General features: G+C 61.8%; 19 protein-coding genes and 1 tRNA gene. 13 read left to right on the top strand and 7 right to left on the bottom strand.

Annotated elements, in window-relative coordinates; translation table 11 throughout:
- The first annotated feature begins 171 nt into the window (after positions 1-171).
- A complete protein-coding gene (locus FJ426_RS15510; protein ID WP_140825250.1) occupies positions 172-1704 on the top strand; it encodes a LysM peptidoglycan-binding domain-containing M23 family metallopeptidase in 1533 nt (510 codons plus the stop codon).
- Positions 1705-1941: 237 nt separating this feature from the next.
- Positions 1942-2247 carry a hypothetical protein gene (locus tag FJ426_RS15505; RefSeq protein ID WP_140825249.1) on the top strand — a complete coding sequence of 102 codons (306 nt, stop codon included), beginning with the start codon at positions 1942-1944 and terminating at the stop codon, positions 2245-2247.
- 77 nt (positions 2248-2324) lie between these two features.
- Here the strand turns inward: FJ426_RS15505 and FJ426_RS15500 are convergent, their stop codons facing one another.
- Positions 2325-3200 (bottom strand): ATP-binding protein, encoded by an 876-nt coding sequence (locus FJ426_RS15500; protein ID WP_140825248.1) that lies wholly within the window; start codon positions 3198-3200, stop codon positions 2325-2327.
- A 287-nt stretch (positions 3201-3487) separates the two neighbouring features.
- Here FJ426_RS15500 and yajC point away from each other — a divergent pair, with 287 nt between their 5' ends.
- From yajC to FJ426_RS15465, 7 genes are all read left to right on the top strand, one after another.
- The gene (yajC, locus tag FJ426_RS15495) at positions 3488-3826 is read left to right on the top strand and encodes a preprotein translocase subunit YajC (RefSeq protein ID WP_140495773.1); all 339 of its coding nucleotides are present in this window, start codon (positions 3488-3490) and stop codon (positions 3824-3826) included.
- A 52-nt stretch (positions 3827-3878) separates the two neighbouring features.
- Entirely contained in the window at positions 3879-4949 is a 1071-nt protein-coding gene (locus tag FJ426_RS15490) for a hypothetical protein (protein ID WP_140623387.1), read from the top strand.
- An 89-nt stretch (positions 4950-5038) separates the two neighbouring features.
- Complete coding sequence (secDF, locus tag FJ426_RS15485) at positions 5039-7591, top strand: protein translocase subunit SecDF (RefSeq protein WP_140517115.1); 2553 nt, start codon at positions 5039-5041, stop codon at positions 7589-7591.
- A gap of 29 nt (positions 7592-7620) precedes the next feature.
- Positions 7621-8010 (top strand): Mth938-like domain-containing protein, encoded by a 390-nt coding sequence (locus tag FJ426_RS15480; RefSeq protein ID WP_140495776.1) that lies wholly within the window; start codon positions 7621-7623, stop codon positions 8008-8010.
- A gap of 25 nt (positions 8011-8035) precedes the next feature.
- Complete coding sequence (locus FJ426_RS15475) at positions 8036-8851, top strand: phytoene/squalene synthase family protein (protein WP_140825247.1); 816 nt, start codon at positions 8036-8038, stop codon at positions 8849-8851.
- Between the two features lie 82 nt (positions 8852-8933).
- Positions 8934-9368: a type II secretion system protein gene (locus tag FJ426_RS15470; protein ID WP_140555290.1), complete on the top strand. Its 435-nt coding sequence runs from the start codon at positions 8934-8936 to the stop codon at positions 9366-9368.
- Positions 9368-10318 (top strand): sterol desaturase family protein, encoded by a 951-nt coding sequence (locus FJ426_RS15465; RefSeq protein ID WP_181176939.1) that lies wholly within the window; start codon positions 9368-9370, stop codon positions 10316-10318. The genes FJ426_RS15470 and FJ426_RS15465 overlap by 1 nt, the downstream gene beginning before the upstream one ends.
- A 17-nt stretch (positions 10319-10335) precedes the next feature.
- Here the strand turns inward: FJ426_RS15465 and FJ426_RS15460 are convergent, their stop codons facing one another.
- The 5 genes from FJ426_RS15460 to FJ426_RS15440 all read right to left on the bottom strand — a co-directional run bounded on the left by FJ426_RS15460 (position 10336) and on the right by FJ426_RS15440 (position 13314).
- Complete coding sequence (locus tag FJ426_RS15460) at positions 10336-10536, bottom strand: type II toxin-antitoxin system RelE/ParE family toxin (protein ID WP_140825245.1); 201 nt, start codon at positions 10534-10536, stop codon at positions 10336-10338.
- Between the two features lie 113 nt (positions 10537-10649).
- Positions 10650-10940 (bottom strand): type II toxin-antitoxin system ParD family antitoxin, encoded by a 291-nt coding sequence (locus tag FJ426_RS15455; RefSeq protein ID WP_140825244.1) that lies wholly within the window; start codon positions 10938-10940, stop codon positions 10650-10652.
- A gap of 64 nt (positions 10941-11004) precedes the next feature.
- Positions 11005-12414, bottom strand: coding sequence for a methylenetetrahydrofolate--tRNA-(uracil(54)-C(5))-methyltransferase (FADH(2)-oxidizing) TrmFO (trmFO, locus tag FJ426_RS15450; RefSeq protein ID WP_140825243.1), 1410 nt, complete (start codon positions 12412-12414; stop codon positions 11005-11007).
- Between the two features lie 570 nt (positions 12415-12984).
- Positions 12985-13125, bottom strand: a complete 141-nt coding sequence (locus tag FJ426_RS15445; RefSeq protein ID WP_013531314.1) for a DUF1127 domain-containing protein — start codon at positions 13123-13125, stop codon at positions 12985-12987.
- Between the two features lie 48 nt (positions 13126-13173).
- The gene (locus FJ426_RS15440; RefSeq protein ID WP_013531315.1) at positions 13174-13314 is read right to left on the bottom strand and encodes a DUF1127 domain-containing protein; all 141 of its coding nucleotides are present in this window, start codon (positions 13312-13314) and stop codon (positions 13174-13176) included.
- 235 nt (positions 13315-13549) lie between these two features.
- Here FJ426_RS15440 and FJ426_RS15435 point away from each other — a divergent pair, with 235 nt between their 5' ends.
- From FJ426_RS15435 to FJ426_RS15425, 3 genes are all read left to right on the top strand, one after another.
- Positions 13550-14668 carry a DUF2157 domain-containing protein gene (locus FJ426_RS15435; protein ID WP_140555293.1) on the top strand — a complete coding sequence of 373 codons (1119 nt, stop codon included), beginning with the start codon at positions 13550-13552 and terminating at the stop codon, positions 14666-14668.
- Positions 14665-15249: a GDYXXLXY domain-containing protein gene (locus FJ426_RS15430; RefSeq protein ID WP_140825242.1), complete on the top strand. Its 585-nt coding sequence runs from the start codon at positions 14665-14667 to the stop codon at positions 15247-15249. Before FJ426_RS15435 ends, FJ426_RS15430 begins: the two co-directional genes overlap by 4 nt.
- 194 nt (positions 15250-15443) lie before the next feature.
- The gene (locus FJ426_RS15425) at positions 15444-15662 is read left to right on the top strand and encodes a hypothetical protein (RefSeq protein ID WP_140495784.1); all 219 of its coding nucleotides are present in this window, start codon (positions 15444-15446) and stop codon (positions 15660-15662) included.
- A 63-nt stretch (positions 15663-15725) separates the two neighbouring features.
- On the opposite strand, the gene FJ426_RS15420 is transcribed toward FJ426_RS15425, so the two are convergent.
- A tRNA-Leu gene (locus FJ426_RS15420) sits at positions 15726-15810 on the bottom strand.
- A 475-nt stretch (positions 15811-16285) separates the two neighbouring features.
- Between FJ426_RS15420 and tig the strand changes: the two genes are divergently transcribed.
- Positions 16286-17761 (top strand): trigger factor, encoded by a 1476-nt coding sequence (gene tig, locus FJ426_RS15415; protein ID WP_140495785.1) that lies wholly within the window; start codon positions 16286-16288, stop codon positions 17759-17761.
- Positions 17762-17867 lie beyond the last annotated feature (106 nt).

Here is a 17867-nt window from a genome sequence, read left to right as displayed (position 1 = left end):
TCCATGTCAGCCGGCCTGCAACGGCGGCTGCGCGTGCCTCTATATGGGCAGTCTGGGCGGCCTCAAATATTTTAAGAAATTTTGCGTCTGATTCTAAGGGGTTAACTGACCAGTAACATTAACGCGCTTTAATCCTGTCCAGTTGGTGCAGAGTTTGTGCGGGTTAGTGCGATGCAACTCAGTGTTTTGAAGGCAAACAGTCGCAATTTGGCGCGGGGCTGCGCTGTTCTCCTGATCGCGGGTGCCGCGGCTGGGTGCAGCTCGCAAGTGTCGCGGTTCAACGGCGTCGACGACGTCTTCACCTCCTCGACAAACAATCAGCGCGCCATCATCAACAAGCAGGATGCCGTGCAGCAGCCCTATCCGGGCGATGTCGCGGCCGCGCCGGTCGATGGCAGCCACACGCAGTCGGTCAGCCGCTCCAGCCTCGAACCGGTTTCGACCCGGCCGCTGCCGCCAGCGGTCGCCCAGGCGCAGCCGGCTCCCGCGTTGGCACCCGCCGCCAATCCGGTGCGTGTTGCATCGGCGCCCGCTCTGGTGCGCCCGGCACCGCATGTAGATCGGACGACCACGACCGGCACGATTGCTCCCGCGGCCAAGCCCTTCAAGGATGCCCAGCCCGACGCCAAGACAGCCGGCACGCCGCATGCCACCGAAATCGTCGTCAGGGACGGTGAAACGATCTCCGGGCTGGCGCAGCACTACAAGGTGCCGGCCGACGTGATCATGAAGGTCAACGGGCTGAGCGCGACCAAGGGGCTGAAGACCGGCCAGAAGATCATCATTCCGGCCTACGCCTATTCCAGCAAGGACGAGCCCAAGATGGCCGATGCCAAGCCCGCTAATGGCAAGCGCGACGTGCCGGCCACCGCGCCGGAAAAGGTCGCCGTGCTGCCGCAGCAGCCGAAGCTTAAGGAGGGCAAATCAGCCGCGCAGGTCGATGCTTCGGCCGCAGCGAACAAGCCCAAGGACAACAAGCCCGCGCCGCAAATTGCCGCCGCCGCGCCCAAGGCCGGCGCCGGTACCTATACGGTGCAGTCGGGCGATACGCTTTCCTCGATCGCCAGGAAGACCGGTGTCGGCGTTGTGGCCATCAAGCAGGCGAACGGCATGCAGGACGGCTTGCTGAAGATCGGCCAGACGCTGAAGGTGCCGGCCGGCGGAACGGCCACGGTGGCCGCCGCAAAGCCTGCGGTGGTGGACCCGGTGACGACAGCCACGACGCAGCCGACGGCCAAGACGACGCCGTCGCAAACGCTGGCTTCCTACACGCCGCCGAAGAAGGACGCCAAGGTCATCCAGCAGGCCGAGGATGACGACGCTGTGGCGCCGGACGCCACCGGCATAGGCAAGATGCGCTGGCCGGTGCGCGGCCGCGTCATTTCCGGCTTCGGTTCCGGCAAGGACGGCGTCGACATCGCCGTGCCGGCGGGCACGCCGGTCAAGGCGGCCGAGAACGGCGTCGTCATCTATGCTGGCGATGGCCTCAAGGAATTCGGCAATACGGTGCTGGTGCGGCACGAGAATGGCCTGGTCACCGTCTACGGTCACGCCAGCTCGATCGAGGTCCAGCGCGGCCAGAAGGTCAAGCGCGGCCAGGAGATCGCGCTGTCGGGTATGAGCGGCACGACGGACTCGCCGAAGCTGCACTTCGAAGTGCGCAAGAACTCGGCCCCGGTCGATCCCTCCGGCTATCTCGAATAGTCGGGGCTATTTCGAATAGAATAAAAAAAGCGATTTGCGGGCCGCCTGACCTCCAGTCCGGCCCGCCGGCTCAGCCCGCCCCGCAAGGAGCGGGCTTTTTCAGTTGGTCGCGGGATGCACGTCGCTGTCTCAATGTATGTCATCGTTCCAAACCAGGGCCGCCGTCAGAAAAGCGGTTATCTGCATTTTAACTAATGTAGAGGAAAGTCATTCTCGACGCTCTGCAAGGAGAGTGGAATGACTGAATCTGTCGAAGAGGATGAACTTCCGTCCGCCAGCCCAACGCATCGCTGGCAATCGCATGTGCGAGCAACTGCTTTAATCGTTGCACCGGTCATTTCGATCGCAAGTGCCGTTCTGGCCGGTTATTTCTCCTATGCGGTAATCAATACCAAACCGCCCACAGACATGTCCAAGCTGGCCATTTCCATCCTGAAATCAGGTGATGCTTCACCAGAAATGCAGGCCTGGGCGACTGACGCACTCGGGATACAAACCGATATTCCGATGGTCCTGGGAAGCATAAAGCCTGTGCGGGAATGAACACGATATAGACAACCCGGCGTCCAGGGTCGGCCACGAAGCTTGTGACCGGCTCCTGCCCACCCGTTGTACCCCGCCTAGTCCTTCAACGGCTTGCCGAGCCGGCCAGCCAGGTCCTGCGTGAACTGCCAGGCGACGCGGCCCGAGCGGCTGCCGCGTGTCGTCGCCCATTCCAGCGCCTCGGCGCGCAACTGCCCAGGGTCGATGTCGAGCCCATGATGGCTGGCGTAGCCGTCGACCATTTCGAGATATTCGTCCTGCGAACATTTGTGGAAGCCGAGCCACAAGCCGAAGCGATCGGAGAGCGAAACCTTCTCCTCGACCGCCTCGGACGGATTGATGGCGGTGGAGCGCTCATTGTCGATCATGTCGCGCGGCAGAAGATGGCGGCGGTTCGATGTGGCGTAGAAGATGACATTGGCCGGGCGGCCCTCGACGCCGCCTTCGAGCGCTGCCTTCAATGATTTGTAGGAGGTATCGTCATGGTCGAAGGAGAGGTCGTCGCAAAACAGGATGAAGCGATAAGGCGCGGCCTTCAGCAGCGTCATCAGCTTCGGCAGCGTATCGATGTCCTCCCGATGGATCTCTATCAGCTTGAGCGGGCGGTCGAGTTTCGGCGAGGCGTTGATTGCGGCATGCACGGCCTTGACCAGCGACGATTTGCCCATGCCGCGCGCGCCCCACAAAAGCACGTTGTTGGCGGCATAGCCGGAGGCGAAGCGTTCTGTGTTGTCGACGAGGATGTCGCGCACACGGTCGACGCCGCGGATCAGGCCGATGTCGACGCGGTTCACCTTGCGCACCGGCTCCAGGTAACCCGGATCCGCCTGCCAGACGAAGCAATCGGCTCCGCCAAGGTCGGTTTCGGGCACAGGCGGCGGGGCGAGGCGGCTGACCGCCTCTATCAGGCGGTCGAGTTTCTGGTTCAATGCGTCGATGCTGGTATCGGTCATCTCAGGTCTTTTGCTCTGGTTCCGCGAGGGAAGGTGTGGCCGGGTTCGATCCCGACGGTTTCGAAACTCGCTGCAACCGTTTGTTACAGCGCGATCTTTTGCGAAAACCCGCTCGCGCTTTTCGCGGTCATGCTCTAACACGGGCGAACAGGCCGGAAAAGCAGCCGATTTGCCCGGCCACGCAGTTGCATTGGCAACTTTACCGACTATATTCCGGCCAAATTTCGCGGGGCTGCCAAATCCACTGAACCGTTTGGCGGCTGTTTTCAAAATTCAGGAGTACCTCGATGTTCGTGACACCGGCATATGCCCAAGGCATTGGGGCTTCTCCCGACATGTTCATCAGCATTTTGCCGTTCGTCCTGATCTTCGTGATCATGTATTTTCTCATCATCCGGCCGCAGCGCACGCAGCTGAAGAAGCGCGGCGAGATGCTGGCGGCCGTGCGCCGCGGCGACACGGTCGTCACCGGCGGCGGCTTCGTCGGCAAGGTGACCAAGGTGATCGACGACCATGAGCTCGAGATCGACCTCGGTGGCGGCACGAAGGTGACGGCGTTGCGCTCGACGATCGCCGACGTGCGCGTCAAGGGCGAGCCGGTAGCGAACCAGAACGCCAAGAAATAACCAAATTCCAGGCGGAGCGATCCGCGGACGGGGCCCTGACAAGCGACGGCATATGTCTCATTTTTGGCGCCTGAAGATGATGCTGACGTGGCTTGCCGTAGCCACGATGACCGTCTTCGACGCGTCCAACCTTTTCGCCGCCAGTCCGCATGCCATGCGGCCCGAGCGGCCTGCCGACAGTCCGGCAGTCGTTCGAGCAGGGCAAGACGGTTCGCATCTCCTGCTCCATCTGGTGGTGGCGGATGTGATCGACGGCCGGCTGAAGATTGCGCGTGGCGATGTCCGGGCGCTTCTGATGGAGGCCAGGATCGGCTACACGGGGCTTGCTGTGTCGGGCAGGACCTTGCAGGTGCGCATCACGAATCCGGCTCAGCTTGAGGCGGCAAAGACAGCGCTCAAGACGGTAACGGATGTTGCCCCGGACAGCCGCGTTCAGGAAATGACGCTGGATTCCGGCAAAGCCGGCTTGCTCAAATTCACGCTGACGGATGCGGGTTTGAAGTATCAGACCTCTAACGCGATTTCTCAGTCGATTAAGGTCATCAAAAATCGTCTCCAAGATCTGCGTGTCGCCGGCACGGTGGCCCAACCAGCGGACCAAGACGGCATACTTGTTCAGACGTCAGACATCGCCGATCGGCAAACGCTGGAAAAAATTCTCACCCGGCCTGGTCGCCTGAGCTTCCATTTGGTTGACCTTTCGATGCCGGTGAACGATGCGATCAGCGGTTCCCCGCCTGTTGGCTCGCTGGTGGTGTATACGCAGGACGATCCGCCGGTTCCTTACCTGGTCGAGAATCGGGTCATCCTCTCGGATAAGGACGTGCTCGACGCCCGCCCAACTTACAGTGGGCAGCAAAATGACGAACCGGTTGTCGTGTTCCGGTTTGGCGCCAAAGGCGCGGCACGGTTCAAACAGGTTACAACGCAAAATGTGGGCAAGCCATTGGCTGTGATCCTGGATGACCACGTGATTTCAGCACCTGTCATTCGCGAGCCCATCGATGGTGGTTACGGTCAAGTCTCGGGCAATTTCACGGTCCGGGAAGCCAACACCATCGCCATGCTGTTGCGAACCGGCCCATTGCCGGCAAGATTGACAATCGCTGAAGAAGCACGATAGGGCCGGCCGTGCTCAGAATGAGAAACGGGCCCGCGAACCGAACCGATGGCGGAATGCTGCCGCTTGTACGCCTGAACGGATAAGAACTGATGCTTTATTTCTCGCGCTTCAAGATGATCCTGATCTGGCTGGCCGTGGCCGCCACAGTGGTCCTCGCCGCGCCCAATCTCATTCCCGCAAGCACGCTGGCGCAGCTTCCGAGCTGGGTGCCCAAGCGGCAGATGACGCTCGGCCTCGACCTGCAGGGCGGCTCGCACATCCTGCTCCAGATGGATCAGAACGATCTGGTCAAGGCGCAGCTGGAGACGACGCGTGACGAGATCCGGACACTGCTGCGCGAGGCCAAGATAGGCTATACCGGCCTGGCGGGCACGGGCAGGACCGTACAGGTCCGCATACAGGACCCGAGCCAGCTCGATGCGGCCAAGACGGCACTGAAGCCGCTGACCGATCCGGTCGCCGCCAGCCTGTTCACCGGCGGCTCCGTCCAGGAGATGGCGCTGGATGATTCCGAGCCCGGCCTGCTCAAATTCACCGTCACCGACGCCGGCATAAAATATCGCACGTCGGCTGCGTTGGCACAGTCGATCGAAGTCGTCGAACGCCGCGTCAACGAACTCGGCACCACCGAACCGATCGTGCAGCGGCAGGGCGACGACCGCATTCTGGTGCAGGTGCCCGGTTTGCAGGACCCGCAAAGGCTGAAGGAAATCATCGGCCAGACCGCCAAGCTGACCTTCCAGATGGTGGACCAGTCTATGCCGGTGCAGGATGCGCTGAAGGGCCGTCCGCCGGCCGGTTCATCGATCCTCTATTCGCAGGACGATCCGCCGGTTCCCTACCTGATCGAAAACCGCGTCATCGTTTCCGGCGAAGACCTCTCCAAAGCGACCGCAACCTACAACTCGCAGACCAACGAGCCGGTGGTTTCCTTCACCTTCAACTCGCGCGGCGCGACACGGTTCGGGCAGGCGACATCGCAGAATGTCGGCAAGCTGTTCGCCATCATCCTCGACAACCAGGTGATTTCGGCGCCGCAGATCCGCGAGCCGATCCTGGGCGGCAGCGGCCAGATCTCAGGCAATTTCACGGCCGAGAGCGCCAATGACCTCGCGGTCCTGCTGCGCGCAGGCGCGCTGCCGGCAAAGCTGACCGTGATCGAGGAGCGCACGGTGGGTCCGGGCCTCGGCCAGGATTCGATCCATGCCGGCAAGGTCGCCGGCATCATCGGCTCTATCCTTGTCGTCGCCTTCATGTTCGTCGCCTACGGCTTCCTCGGCTTCCTCGCCAACATCGCGCTGGCGGTGCACGTGGCGATGATCGTCGGACTGCTATCGCTGCTTGGCGCGACACTGACCTTGCCAGGCATTGCCGGTATCGTGCTGACCATCGGCATGGCCGTCGATTCCAACGTGCTGATTTATGAGCGCATCCGCGAGGAGCGGCGCGCCGGACGCTCGGTGATCCAGGCGATCGACACCGGCTTCTCGAAGGCGCTGGCGACGATCGTCGATTCCAACGTCACCTCGCTGATCGCGACCGTGGTGCTGTTCTATCTCGGAACGGGGCCGGTGAAGGGCTTTGCCATCACCTACGCCATCGGCATCCTGACCACGGTGTTCACCGCCTTCACCTTTACCCGGCTGCTGGTGTCCATCTGGCTGCGCCGCGCGCGCCCGAAGGAATTGCCGCGGGCGCCGGTAACCTTCATTCCGCCCGGCACGAAGATCCCGTTCATGGGCATCCGCCGCTGGACCTTCGCGCTGTCGAGCCTGCTGTCGGTCCTGTCGGTGGTGCTGTTCATGACCGTCGACATCAATTACGGCATCGATTTCAAAGGCGGATCGCTGATCGAGGTGAAGTCCAAGAGCGGCAATGCCGATCTTGCCGACATCAGAGCCAGGCTCTCGGAACTGAATATCGGCGAAGTGCAGGTGCAGCAGTTCGGCGAGCCGAATGACGTGCTGATCCGTGTCGGCACGCAGGACGGCGGCGAGAATGCCGAGCAGACCGTCATCGACAAGGTTCGTGGCGAGTTGCAGGACAATTACGATTTCCGCCGCGTCGAGGTGGTGGGACCGACCGTGTCAGGAGAATTGGCCAAGCAAGGCACGATCGCCATGCTGGTCGCGCTGGTGGGTATCCTGATCTATGTCTGGTTCCGCTTCGAATGGCAGTTCGCGGTCGGCGCCATCGTGGCGACGGTCCATGACGTGGTCATGACCATAGGCTTCTTCGTTATAACCGGGCTGGAGTTCAACCAATCGTCGCTGGCGGCGATCCTGACCATCATCGGCTACTCGCTGAACGACACGATCGTGGTCTATGACCGCGTTCGCGAGGATCTCAGGAAATACAAGAAGATGCCGCTGCCGCAGCTCCTCAACAACGCCATCAACGAGACGCTGTCGCGAACGACGCTGACCTCGGTGACGACGATCCTGGCGCTCCTGGCACTGGTGCTGTTCGGCGGCGAGGTGATCCGCTCGTTCACGATGGCAATGCTGTTCGGCGTCATCTTCGGCACCTATTCGTCGATCTTCATCGCCGCGCCGCTGCTGATCCTATTCAAGCTGCGGCCGCAGGCCACGAGTTCGGACGAGGAAAAGCCGGTCGGCGGCGGCAAGGCGGTCGCGACCTGACGCGCGACCCGAAGGGCGGATCGGCAGGGATGGCCAAAGGTATCGTCATCCGCGAGGCGCATTTCCCCGGCCGCGCCCCTATCGAGGCGTATGGCAATGGCGGCTTCCGCTTCGCCGACATGTCGCATCGCGGTTCGCTTCTGTGCCTGCCGTCGGGTATCCATGGCTGGGAGCCGGCGGACCCATCTGCGCTGACGGTGGCGGATTTCGAACGGCTGCTGGCCCAGGCCGAGAAGATCGAAATCCTGCTGGTCGGCACGGGCAAGGATTTACGACCCTTGCCGGCGGGGCTTCGCGCCGCCTTGAAGACCGCGGGCATAGCCGCCGACCCGATGGCGACCGGTGCAGCGGTGCGGACATATAATGTCCTGCTCGCAGAGGATCGCGCGGTAGCCGCCGCGCTGATCGCCGTCGACTGACGTGGACCAAAAGGGCGAAATCGTCATGGGCGCCGTGCGCGCCGCCGACCATGACCGCTATCTCAGCGCGCTCTACGCGCCGACGGACAAGCGCGAAGCGCTGTTTTCGCTCTACGCCTTCAATGCCGAAATCGCGGGCATTCGGGATCGCATCCGCGAGGCCTTGCCGGGCGAGGTGCGGTTGCAATGGTGGCGCGATGTTATCGCAGCCGAAGGGTCCGAGACGGGCCATCCGATCGCGGATGCGCTGAAGGCCACGATTTCCAGGTACGGCCTGCCGAAACAGGCATTCGAGAATATGCTCGAGGCCCGGATATTCGACCTCTATGACGACCCGATGCCGTCGCGAACCGATCTCGAAGGCTATTGCGGCGAAACAGCAGCCGCGCTTATTCAACTGGCGGCAATGGTGCTGGATCCAGGAGTGGCGCCACGTTTCGCCGAACTGGCCGGTAGGGCCGGTTGCGCGCAGGCGATTACGGGACTGTTGCTCCTGCTGCCGCTGCACCGCAGTCGCGGACAGTGTTTTGTTCCGGCCGATATCCTGGCCGCGGCGGGTTCGTCTCCGGAGGAATTCGTCACCGACGATGGTGGACCAGGTGCGCAGCGCGCCGTCGCCGCCATGATCGCGCTGGCGCGGGAGCATCTCTCGGCCTTCGAGAAAGGCGCATCGGATTTGCCGGCTTCGCTGCGCCCGGCCTTTCTGCCACTGGTCCCGTCACGAGCCTACCTGACGAAAATGGAACGCGGTCCGCCGCTCGACGGCACGGTGCGACTCTCGACCATGCGCCGCCACTGGCTCATGCTGCGTCGCGCCATGGTGGGCTGGCCAGCAGTTTGACGTAAACGTCAATTGTGTTAAGGGATCGCTCAACCGGGAACTGTTGCCAAGACAACAGGCCGGCTGGAGGAGATGCCTGTCCATGAGCCTGCCCGTGCTGGTCGTGATCGTCGTATTCGGCATCGCGTTGTCGGTCGCCGCCGTTCATTTCACCGGCGGCAGCCGCAAGGCCAGGCTGGCCGATGCAGAGCAGGCGCGAGAGCGTTTTGCCGAGGATTTTCCGGATGAACCGGCGGCCGCCATCCACCTCACATCCGATGGCCGAACCGCGTTCCTGGAACTCGGGCGAGGGCGCCTTGGCATCGTCCATGCCATCGGAGATCGTTTCCTGACGCGTATCGTCACGCCGCGCGATGTATTGGCGCGGAGTGACGATGGTGCCGGGACGATTGCGCTGCGCCTTGCCGATTTCACCTGGAAAGGCGGTCACTTCACCTTCGCTAACGCTGCCGACGCGCACGCTGTGCTAAGAGTTCTTCAGCCGCAGCATCCTAGTTCGACCAAGGAGGCCGCGTGATGGGCGATTACAATTTCCCGCAGGTTACCCAGTTCGCCATCCCGTTCTTCGTTGCCGCCATCCTGATCGAGCTGTGGCTGGTGCGCACCGGCCGGGCCAAGGGCTCGTTCGAGACGCACGACACGCTGACCAGCCTGATGATGGGCACCGGCAATGTCGTCGCCGGGCTGCTGCTCGGCGTCGTCTCCTACTGGGCGCTGCTGTGGCTCTGGCAGTTCCGTTTCTTCAACCTCGGCCTGTCGATCTGGGTGTTCCTGGCGGCCTTCCTGCTCGATGATTTGCGCTACTACATCTACCACCGCATCGCGCATCGGGTGCGCTGGGTGTGGGCCGAGCACGTCAACCACCATTCCAGCCAGCACTACAATCTGTCGACGGCACTCAGGCAGAGCTGGACGGGCCTGTTCACCTTCATGTTCGTGCTGCAGGCGCCGCTGGTGCTGCTCGGCTTCCATCCGGCGGTGATTGCCTTCACCTTCGGCTTCAACCTTATCTGGCAGTTCTGGATCCACACCGAGACGATCGGCAAGATGTGGGGCTGGTTCGAATTCGTCTTCAACACGCCCTCGCACCACCGCGTCCACCACGCCACCAATCCGCGCTACCTTGACGCCAACTACGCCGGCACGTTGATCATCTGGGACCGCATGTTCGGCACCTTCGTCGAGGAGTTGGAAGAGGACCGCCCGCGCTACGGCATCGTGAAAAATCTTGGCACCTTCAATCCGCTGAAAGTGGCTTTCCACGAATGGATCGGCATGTTCAGGGATGCCTTCGCACCTGATCTGACCCTGAGCGACCGCCTGAACTACCTGATCAAGCCGCCCGGCTGGAGCCATGACGGCTCGCGCGAAACTTCCGAGAGCCTGAAAGCAGCCTATGTCAGGCGAAATCCGGGTGAGGCCGGGAAGCCCGGGCTGCGACCGGCGCGTGCCGAGCCGGCCGAGTAGCTATTTCGTAGCCCTTTCTAGGAAAGGCCGCTCGATCCGCCATCTCGCATCAATGTCTCGTAGTCGCGGCCACTGTAGAAGATGTTGACGATGCGAATGATGTCGCTCTCGATTAGATAGGCTATGACGGCGGAGTGCTCGAACGGAACGGTTCGCAGTCCCGGCACGATGTCGTCGCGCAGGCGACCGCTACGAGGTGCGTTGCCGATGTTTGGCAACGGTCTTCAATTCGGAGCACGAATCTCAGCGCCGCGTTGGGGCTTCCGCCCGACTCAACTACGTATCTGAAATGTTGGTAAGATCGTCTTTGGCACTTTCGCGATACTCGACCTCAAGCCGCCGAATCATCAATGCGGCTCGAATGTTGTTCAGCGAATTTCTTAAGCTGCTCGCGAACCTCTTTTCCGGAAAGGTTCGGCCTTGTGTCCTCAATCGAAGATTTTACCCGCGCCCTGATCGACGCCATGCACTCGGCATGCTCTTCCTCTTCGCGCTGGAAAGCGCGGAGCGCGGCGCGAATGACTTCGCTTGCCGAGCCGAAGGAACCGTCCTCGACTTTTTCGCGGATCATGCGCGCCATGGCGGGCGTGACGGTGACGGACAGTTTCTCGGCTGTTTCCATGCAATGACTCCCACTAGGCGAGTGGGATAGTATCCTACTTCCGCGGCAAGGCCAGTCAGTAAGGCTATTCCGCCGCTTGAGCTTGCGCCGGCAGTCCCAGCCATCGCCGGCAATCACCCAGCGCACGCGACGTGATCGCATGCCGCTTGGCGACCGTCTTGTCCTTGCCGCGCAGGCGTTTGCCTTCGATCTTCACCGCCTCGACAGGCGGGAACAGGCCGAAATTGACGTTCATCGGCTGGAAAGAGCGCTTTCCCGGCTCGTCGTCTGAAACAATGTGACCGCCGGTGATGTGGTTGAGCAGCGCTCCGAACGCCGTGGTGAGTGGCGGCAGCGACGGCGCGTGGCCGAGCCGCTCGGCGGCGGCGAAGCGGCCGGCGAGCAGGCCGATGGCGGCGCTTTCAACATAGCCTTCGCAACCGGTGATCTGGCCGGCGAAACGCAGGCCCGGGCGCGACTTCAGCTGCAGCGAGGCGTCGAGCAAGGTCGGCGAGTTGATGTAGGTGTTGCGATGCAGGCCGCCGAGGCGGGCGAATTCGGCGTTCTCCAGACCAGGAATCGTGCGGAAAATGCGCACCTGCTCGGCATGCTTCAATTTGGTCTGAAAGCCGACCATGTTGTAGAGCGTGCCCAGCGCATTGTCCTGCCGCAGTTGCACGACGGCGTAGGCCTTGACGGTTGGATTGTGCGCATTGGTGAGGCCCATCGGCTTCATCGGCCCGTAGCGCAGCGTCTCGACGCCACGCTCGGCCATGATCTCGATCGGCAGGCAGCCGTCGAAATAGGGCGTGCCTTCCCATTGCTTGAATTCTGTTTTCTGGCCGTCCACCAGTGCCTGCACGAAGGCAAGATACTGGTCCTTGTCCAAGGGACAGTTGATGTAGTCCTTGCCGGTGCCGCCGGGCCCGACCTTGTCGTAGCGGGACTGGAACCAGCAGGTGTCCATGTCAATCGTGTCGAAAGGGATGATCGGCGCGATCGCATCGAAGAAGGCGAGCGCATCGGCGCCCGTCGCTTCGGCAATCGACTGTGCGAGCGAGGGCGCGGTCAGCGGGCCGGTGGCGATGATGGCCTGATCCCATTCGACCGGCGGCAAGCCGGGTACCTCCTCGCGCTGGATGGAGATCAGCGGATGTGCCTCGATCCTGGCCGTCACCGCGTCGGAAAATCCGTCGCGGTCCACGGCCAGCGCCCCGCCGGCCGGCACCTGGTTGGCGTCGCCGGCGCTCATGATCAGCGAGCCGGCCAGCCGCATTTCGGCATGCAAAAGACCGACGGCGTTGTTCTCGGCGTCGTCGGAGCGGAAAGAATTGGAGCAAACGAGTTCGGCCAAGCCGTCGGTCTTGTGCGCCTCTGTGCCGCGAACGGGCCGCATTTCGTGCAGCACAACGGGAACGCCGGCTTGGGCTGCCTGCCATGCTGCTTCGGATCCGGCGAGGCCACCGCCGATGATGTGAATAGGTTTTTTGCTCATGAGCGCCGGAATAATCGCTTGGCGGGACGATTGCAATTGCCGCACCTGGAACATGCCGCGGCGGCGAAGGCGAAGGCTGCCCTGAAAACAACAACACCCGCCGGGGGAGGAGGTCCGGCGGGTGTCGTTTTGGGGGTCGACCCTCGGGAGGAGGTGAAGGCCGACCGTATTCGTCATCGCCGGGGAGGAGGTCGGCTTTGACGAAATTCCTTTCGCCGTTTGAAAAGGGGCGAAGCCTCTGGAGCAAAATTCGTTTTGCTCCGGGGAAACAACGCCCGCCGCGGGAGGAGGTGCGGCGGGCGCCGTTTGGGTGGCCAACCTTCGGGAGGAGGTGAAGGTCGGGCCTATCCGTCATCGCCGGGGAGGAGGTCGGCTTTGACGAAATTCTTTTCGCCATTTTGAAGAGGGGCGAAGCCTCTGGAGCAAAACTCGTTTTGCTCCGAGAAACAACGCCCGCCGCGGGAGGAGGTGCGGCGGGCGCCGTTTTGGTGGTCAACCCTTGGGAGGAGGTAAGGGGTGACCGTATTCGTCAGGATCGGGGAGGAGGTCGACCCTGGCGAAATTCCGTTGTTAGATCGCCTGGCGGGCGATGATCTTGATTTCGTCGCGGACGATGCCGAGATCATGCAGCTGGCGGTTGGAAAGGCGACCCAGCTCGGTAACCGTCTCGCGATAAACGCGCCAGTTACGATAGTTGCGGATCAGGTTCATTGTCATGCTCTTCTCAAAACTGGTTCGGACCATTCGCGGTCCGAAGGATTAGACCGCCTTGCGAGCGACGTAAGGAATGTCGCTGCGGCTGATGCCGAGGTCGGTCAGTTCACGGTTGCTCAGGCGGCTCAGCTCGGAAACGGTGTCCCGGTAGCGGCGCCAGTTGCGGTAGTTGCGGATCAGGTTCATGGTATTTCTCGTTTCGTCTTTTCTTGCGGATCATTCCGTTTGTGTACAAACCATAAATAGGCGGGCCCATATCGATTTAAAAGCGCTATGGCTGCATGGCAGCAATGCAAATTGTGCAATGCAACATTAACAAGCCTTCGCGGACCTGACACAAAGAAGCCAGAATCAGAAAGTGCCGTGACGTCAACGGTTTGGCAGCTCCAGCTGAAAAACCGACCAAGCAGCAGGGGGAAGCATGGCGGGCTACGCGACACGGGTCAGGTCGGACATTGCGCGATGGCTTGAGGCCGGACTGATCGACGCCCCGACGGCCGATGCATTGCGGCGCGACGTCGAGATCAACGCGCGCCAGTCGTTGAGCTTCGGTTCGATCCTGGCGATGATGGCGGCGCTGCTGTTCGGCGCGGCCATCCTGATCTTCGTCGCCGCCAACTGGGAAGCCATCCCGCGGCTGGCGCGCGTTGCCGCGCTCTTTGCCGTCATCCTTGGCGGCTATGTCGGCGGTGCGGTGTTGAAAACCCGCGACCACGCGGCGATCGGCGAGGCGTTGTGGATCGTGGCGGCGGCGGCTTTCGGCGGTTCGATCGCGCTGATCGGCCAGATGTACCATCTGTCGGGCGACGAGGCCTCGGCCTTGATCACCTGGGGCGCCGGCACCGCATTGGCGGCGGTGGCGCTGCGGTCCAACCCGCTGACCGTCGCCGCGGTCGGCATCGCCGACGCCTGGCTGTTCCTGAAAGGGTTCGACTATTTCAATCGCAGCGAATTTCCGCATCTCTTCCTCGTCATGGCGGCTGTGCTGTTTGCCGTCTCGTTCTGGACCCGCAGCCAGGCGGCGCGGCACCTGATCATCCTGTCGCTGCTCTTCTATCTTGTGCTGGTCGCCGTGGATCACGAGACGCTGCCTGTGGCGATCCCGCTGGTCATCGTATCGGTATTGTTGTTCGTGGCTTCCCTTTTCGCGCCGGAACCGGTCGACCGGATCGTGCAGCTTGGCGGCCGCTTGCCGCTGCATGCTCTGCTTGGCTTCCTCACCGGACTGGCCATCATCCAGTTCGAACTGGCCGGCGAAAGCAGCTACGACAGAGGCTTCGCCATTGCTTCGGTCGTCGCGCTGGCCGGCATTGTCGCCGCCATTGTGCTCGCGGGGCGCGAGAGCCGTGGCCTGCGCTGGCTTGCCTATCTCGGCTTCGCCTTCGAACTCGCCATGATCTATGTCGTGACCCTGCAGTCGATGCTCGACACCGCCGGCTTCTTCCTTGCCGCGGCGGTGCTGCTTGGCATCCTGGCGATCGTCATCATCCGCGTGGAGAAACGCATGAAGGATCCGGCCACCGGAGGAGCCACGGCATGATGTCCGGGAAGAGGCTCGTTATCTTGGCGCTGGTGCTGGCGCTCGTCCAGATCGGCTTTCTGGGTAGGATCATCGCCGGCCGGGCGGCGATCCTGCGCAGCGGCAAGGAAGTGCTGCTGAAGATCGAGCCTGTCGATCCGCGCGACCTGCTGCGCGGCGACTATATCATTCTCGGCTACGACATCTCGCGCATACCGGTGAAGATGATCGCCAACATCCCGGCCGAAAAACTTTCCAGCGACGACACCTCGATCGTCGTCCGTCTGAAGAAGAACGCCGACGGCTACTGGACGCCGAGCGCCGCGTGGTTCGGCGCGGCGCCGACACCGACCGGTGCCGACGAGGCCGATATTCGCGGTCATGTTGCCGGAGGCTGGGATCTTCGCGGCGAGGGACTGACGATCGCGCCGGATTACGGCATCGAACGGTTCTACCTGCCGGAAGGCGAGGGGATGGCAATTCAGAACGACATGCGGGTACGCCCGTTCGGGATCCGTCTTGCACTGGCCAGCGACGGCACCGCCCAGATCAAGGCGCTGGTGGACGGCGACAAGACGCTGTTTCAGGAGCCTCTATATTAAGGTGTGCAGGGTGGGCTGCCATCCATAGCTTGAACGGGGAGGGCGGTGCGGCCTCGAAGGCTCAAGCCTTGGAAGCTTACGTCTAATCGACCTCAGGGGCGTCCTTTACGGCGCTAGCGTCTCGCCACTGGATTGTGTTGCGTGGTAGGTATATTCTCGACGCTGGCGGTGGCATTCAGAAAGATGGAAAGCCCATGGCGACCGGGTACTTGGATCACCAGTTGGAGTGTCCTTTTTGCGGCACGATAAGGCTGCGGATTCCTGCCGATGCCGAACCTTCGACGGGCATCCGGTGCGACGACTGCGGTCAGTATCTTGGCACATGGGACGAATTGCAGGATGATTTCCAGCGCCAAGGCGGTAACGATGGCATCTTCCGCCTCGACAAGGGACGTATCAAGAAGCTCGCCTAGGCAGTGTCCTGATTTCCTGCCAGCGCCTGTGCGCTAGTGGACTATCCGATGCCATGCCGGCAGTGGTGCGCGTGAAGGGACTCGAACCCCCAAGCCTTGCGGCGGCAGGACCTAAACCTGCTGTGTCTACCAGTTCCACCACACGCGCCTCGGGCGGGCTGTAGCAGAGCCTCGGCGGCCTTGTCGAGGTCTTGGGAGTGAGGTGGAATACCGCATCGTCCTTTCAATATCGCGGCAGCCGCCAGCCGCGACCTGAGGGTCTGGCAATTCCGTCACGCCCGCACGGTCTGGCGATCCCATTAGCCATCATTCTGTCAATGTCAGGGCCGAAATGATGGTTATTCGCCTAAACGCGAAGATGGTTGAAAATTGGCCTCGCCTGTGACAAAAGGCGTGTCGAATGTGACGGGACGCGACGATCCGCTTCTGCAAAATGTGATAAGAAGTAGGAAAAACAAAGACTTATTCACATTTTGGAACGCAGTTTGGAAGAGTTTGAGCCGTATTTCAGGTCAAATCGCCAGGTTCCGTACCAAAAGCCATTCCCGGCAAGATTATACCGGCAGGCTGTGAACGGCAGAGAGCCGTTTGGCAGCCTCATTGGTGAAAACAAAGGTTTTACGATGCAGGTCACCGAAACACTCAATTCCGGTCTCAAGCGCGAGATCAAGATCACCGTGCCGGCTGGTGACATGGAAGCCAAGCTGATGGCGCGGCTGACGGACGCCAGGAACAAGGTTCGCATCAACGGCTTCCGTCCCGGCAAGGTGCCGGTGCAGCACCTGCGCAAGGTCTATGGCAAGTCGTTCATGGCCGAAGTGGTCAACGAGATCCTCAACGATTCGACCCGGTCGATCATTTCGGGCCGCGGCGAAAAAGCCGCCATGCAGCCCGAAGTCATCATGACCGAGGACGAGAAGGAAGCCGAGAAGATCCTGGCCGGCGGCGCCGACTTCGAATTCCGCCTTAATTACGAGATCATCCCGCCCATCGAGATCAAGGATTTTTCCGACATCAAGGTGACGCGCCAGGTGTTCGACGTCCCTGACGCGGAGATCGACGAGCAGGTCAAGCGCGTCGCCGAATCGGCGCGCAGCTACGAGCCGAAGACCGGCAAGGCGGCCGAAGGCGACCGCGTCACGATCGACTATGTCGGCAAGATCGACGGCGAGGCCTTTGCCGGCGGCGCCGGCACGGATCAGCCGCTGGTGCTTGGCTCCAAGGAATTCATTCCGGGCTTCGAGGATCAGCTCATCGGCGCCAAGGCCGGCGATGAAAAGCAGGTCACCGTGACCTTCCCGGAAAACTACCAGGCGGCGCATCTGGCCGGCAAGGAAGCGACTTTCGACGTCACGGTCAAAGAAGTGTCCAAGCCGGGCGAACTCGAAATCAACGATGAGACCGCCAAGAACCTCGGCCTGGAATCGTTGGAGCGCCTGCGCGATGTGGTGCGTGGCCAGATCGAGAGCCAGTTCGGCTCGATGACGCGCCAGAAGGTCAAGCGCCAACTGCTCGACCAGCTTGACGCGGCCTATTCGTTCGAGGCGCCTTCGAGGCTTGTCGAGGCCGAGTTCAACAACATCTGGGCGCAGGTCAACCGCGATCTGGAAGCGGCCGGCCGCACCTTCGCCGATGAAGAGACGACCGAGGAAGAAGCGCGCGCCGAATATATGCGGCTCGCCGAGCGCCGCGTGCGCCTTGGCCTCGTGCTGGCCGAGATCGGCGAGAAGGCCGGGGTCACCGTGTCGGACGAGGAATTGCAGCGCGGTCTGTTCGAGCAGGTTCGTCGTTTCCCGGCCAACCAGCAGCAGGAAGCCTTCGAGTTCTACCGCAACAATCCCGAGGCGCTGAACGCGCTGCGCGCGCCGATGTTCGAGGAGAAGGTGGTCGATCACCTGCTCGGGCAGATCTCGGTTACCGACGTCAAGGTCAGCAAGGAAGAGCTGATGGCCGACGACGAGGAAGCCGAGACGGCGACCAAGGCGAAGCCGGCGAAGAAGGCCGCGTCGAAGAAGACTGAAGACAAGAAGAGCGATGACGCGGAAGAGCCGAAGAAGAAGGCAGCGCCGAAGAAAAAGGCCGCCAAGGACGCCGAGTAAATCCCGAGTTGATGGAACTGACGAAGGCCGCCCCTCGAGGCGGCCTTTTTCGTTGCGAAACTGCAACAGCCAATCCGTTTCGCGGACGGTGACCATTGTCGATACC

The organism is Mesorhizobium sp. B2-6-4 (assembly GCF_006441495.1).
Lineage (GTDB): Bacteria > Pseudomonadota > Alphaproteobacteria > Rhizobiales > Rhizobiaceae > Mesorhizobium.
Note: the sequence above shows the minus strand (reverse complement) of the source record. Positions and strands in the feature narration are given on the sequence as shown.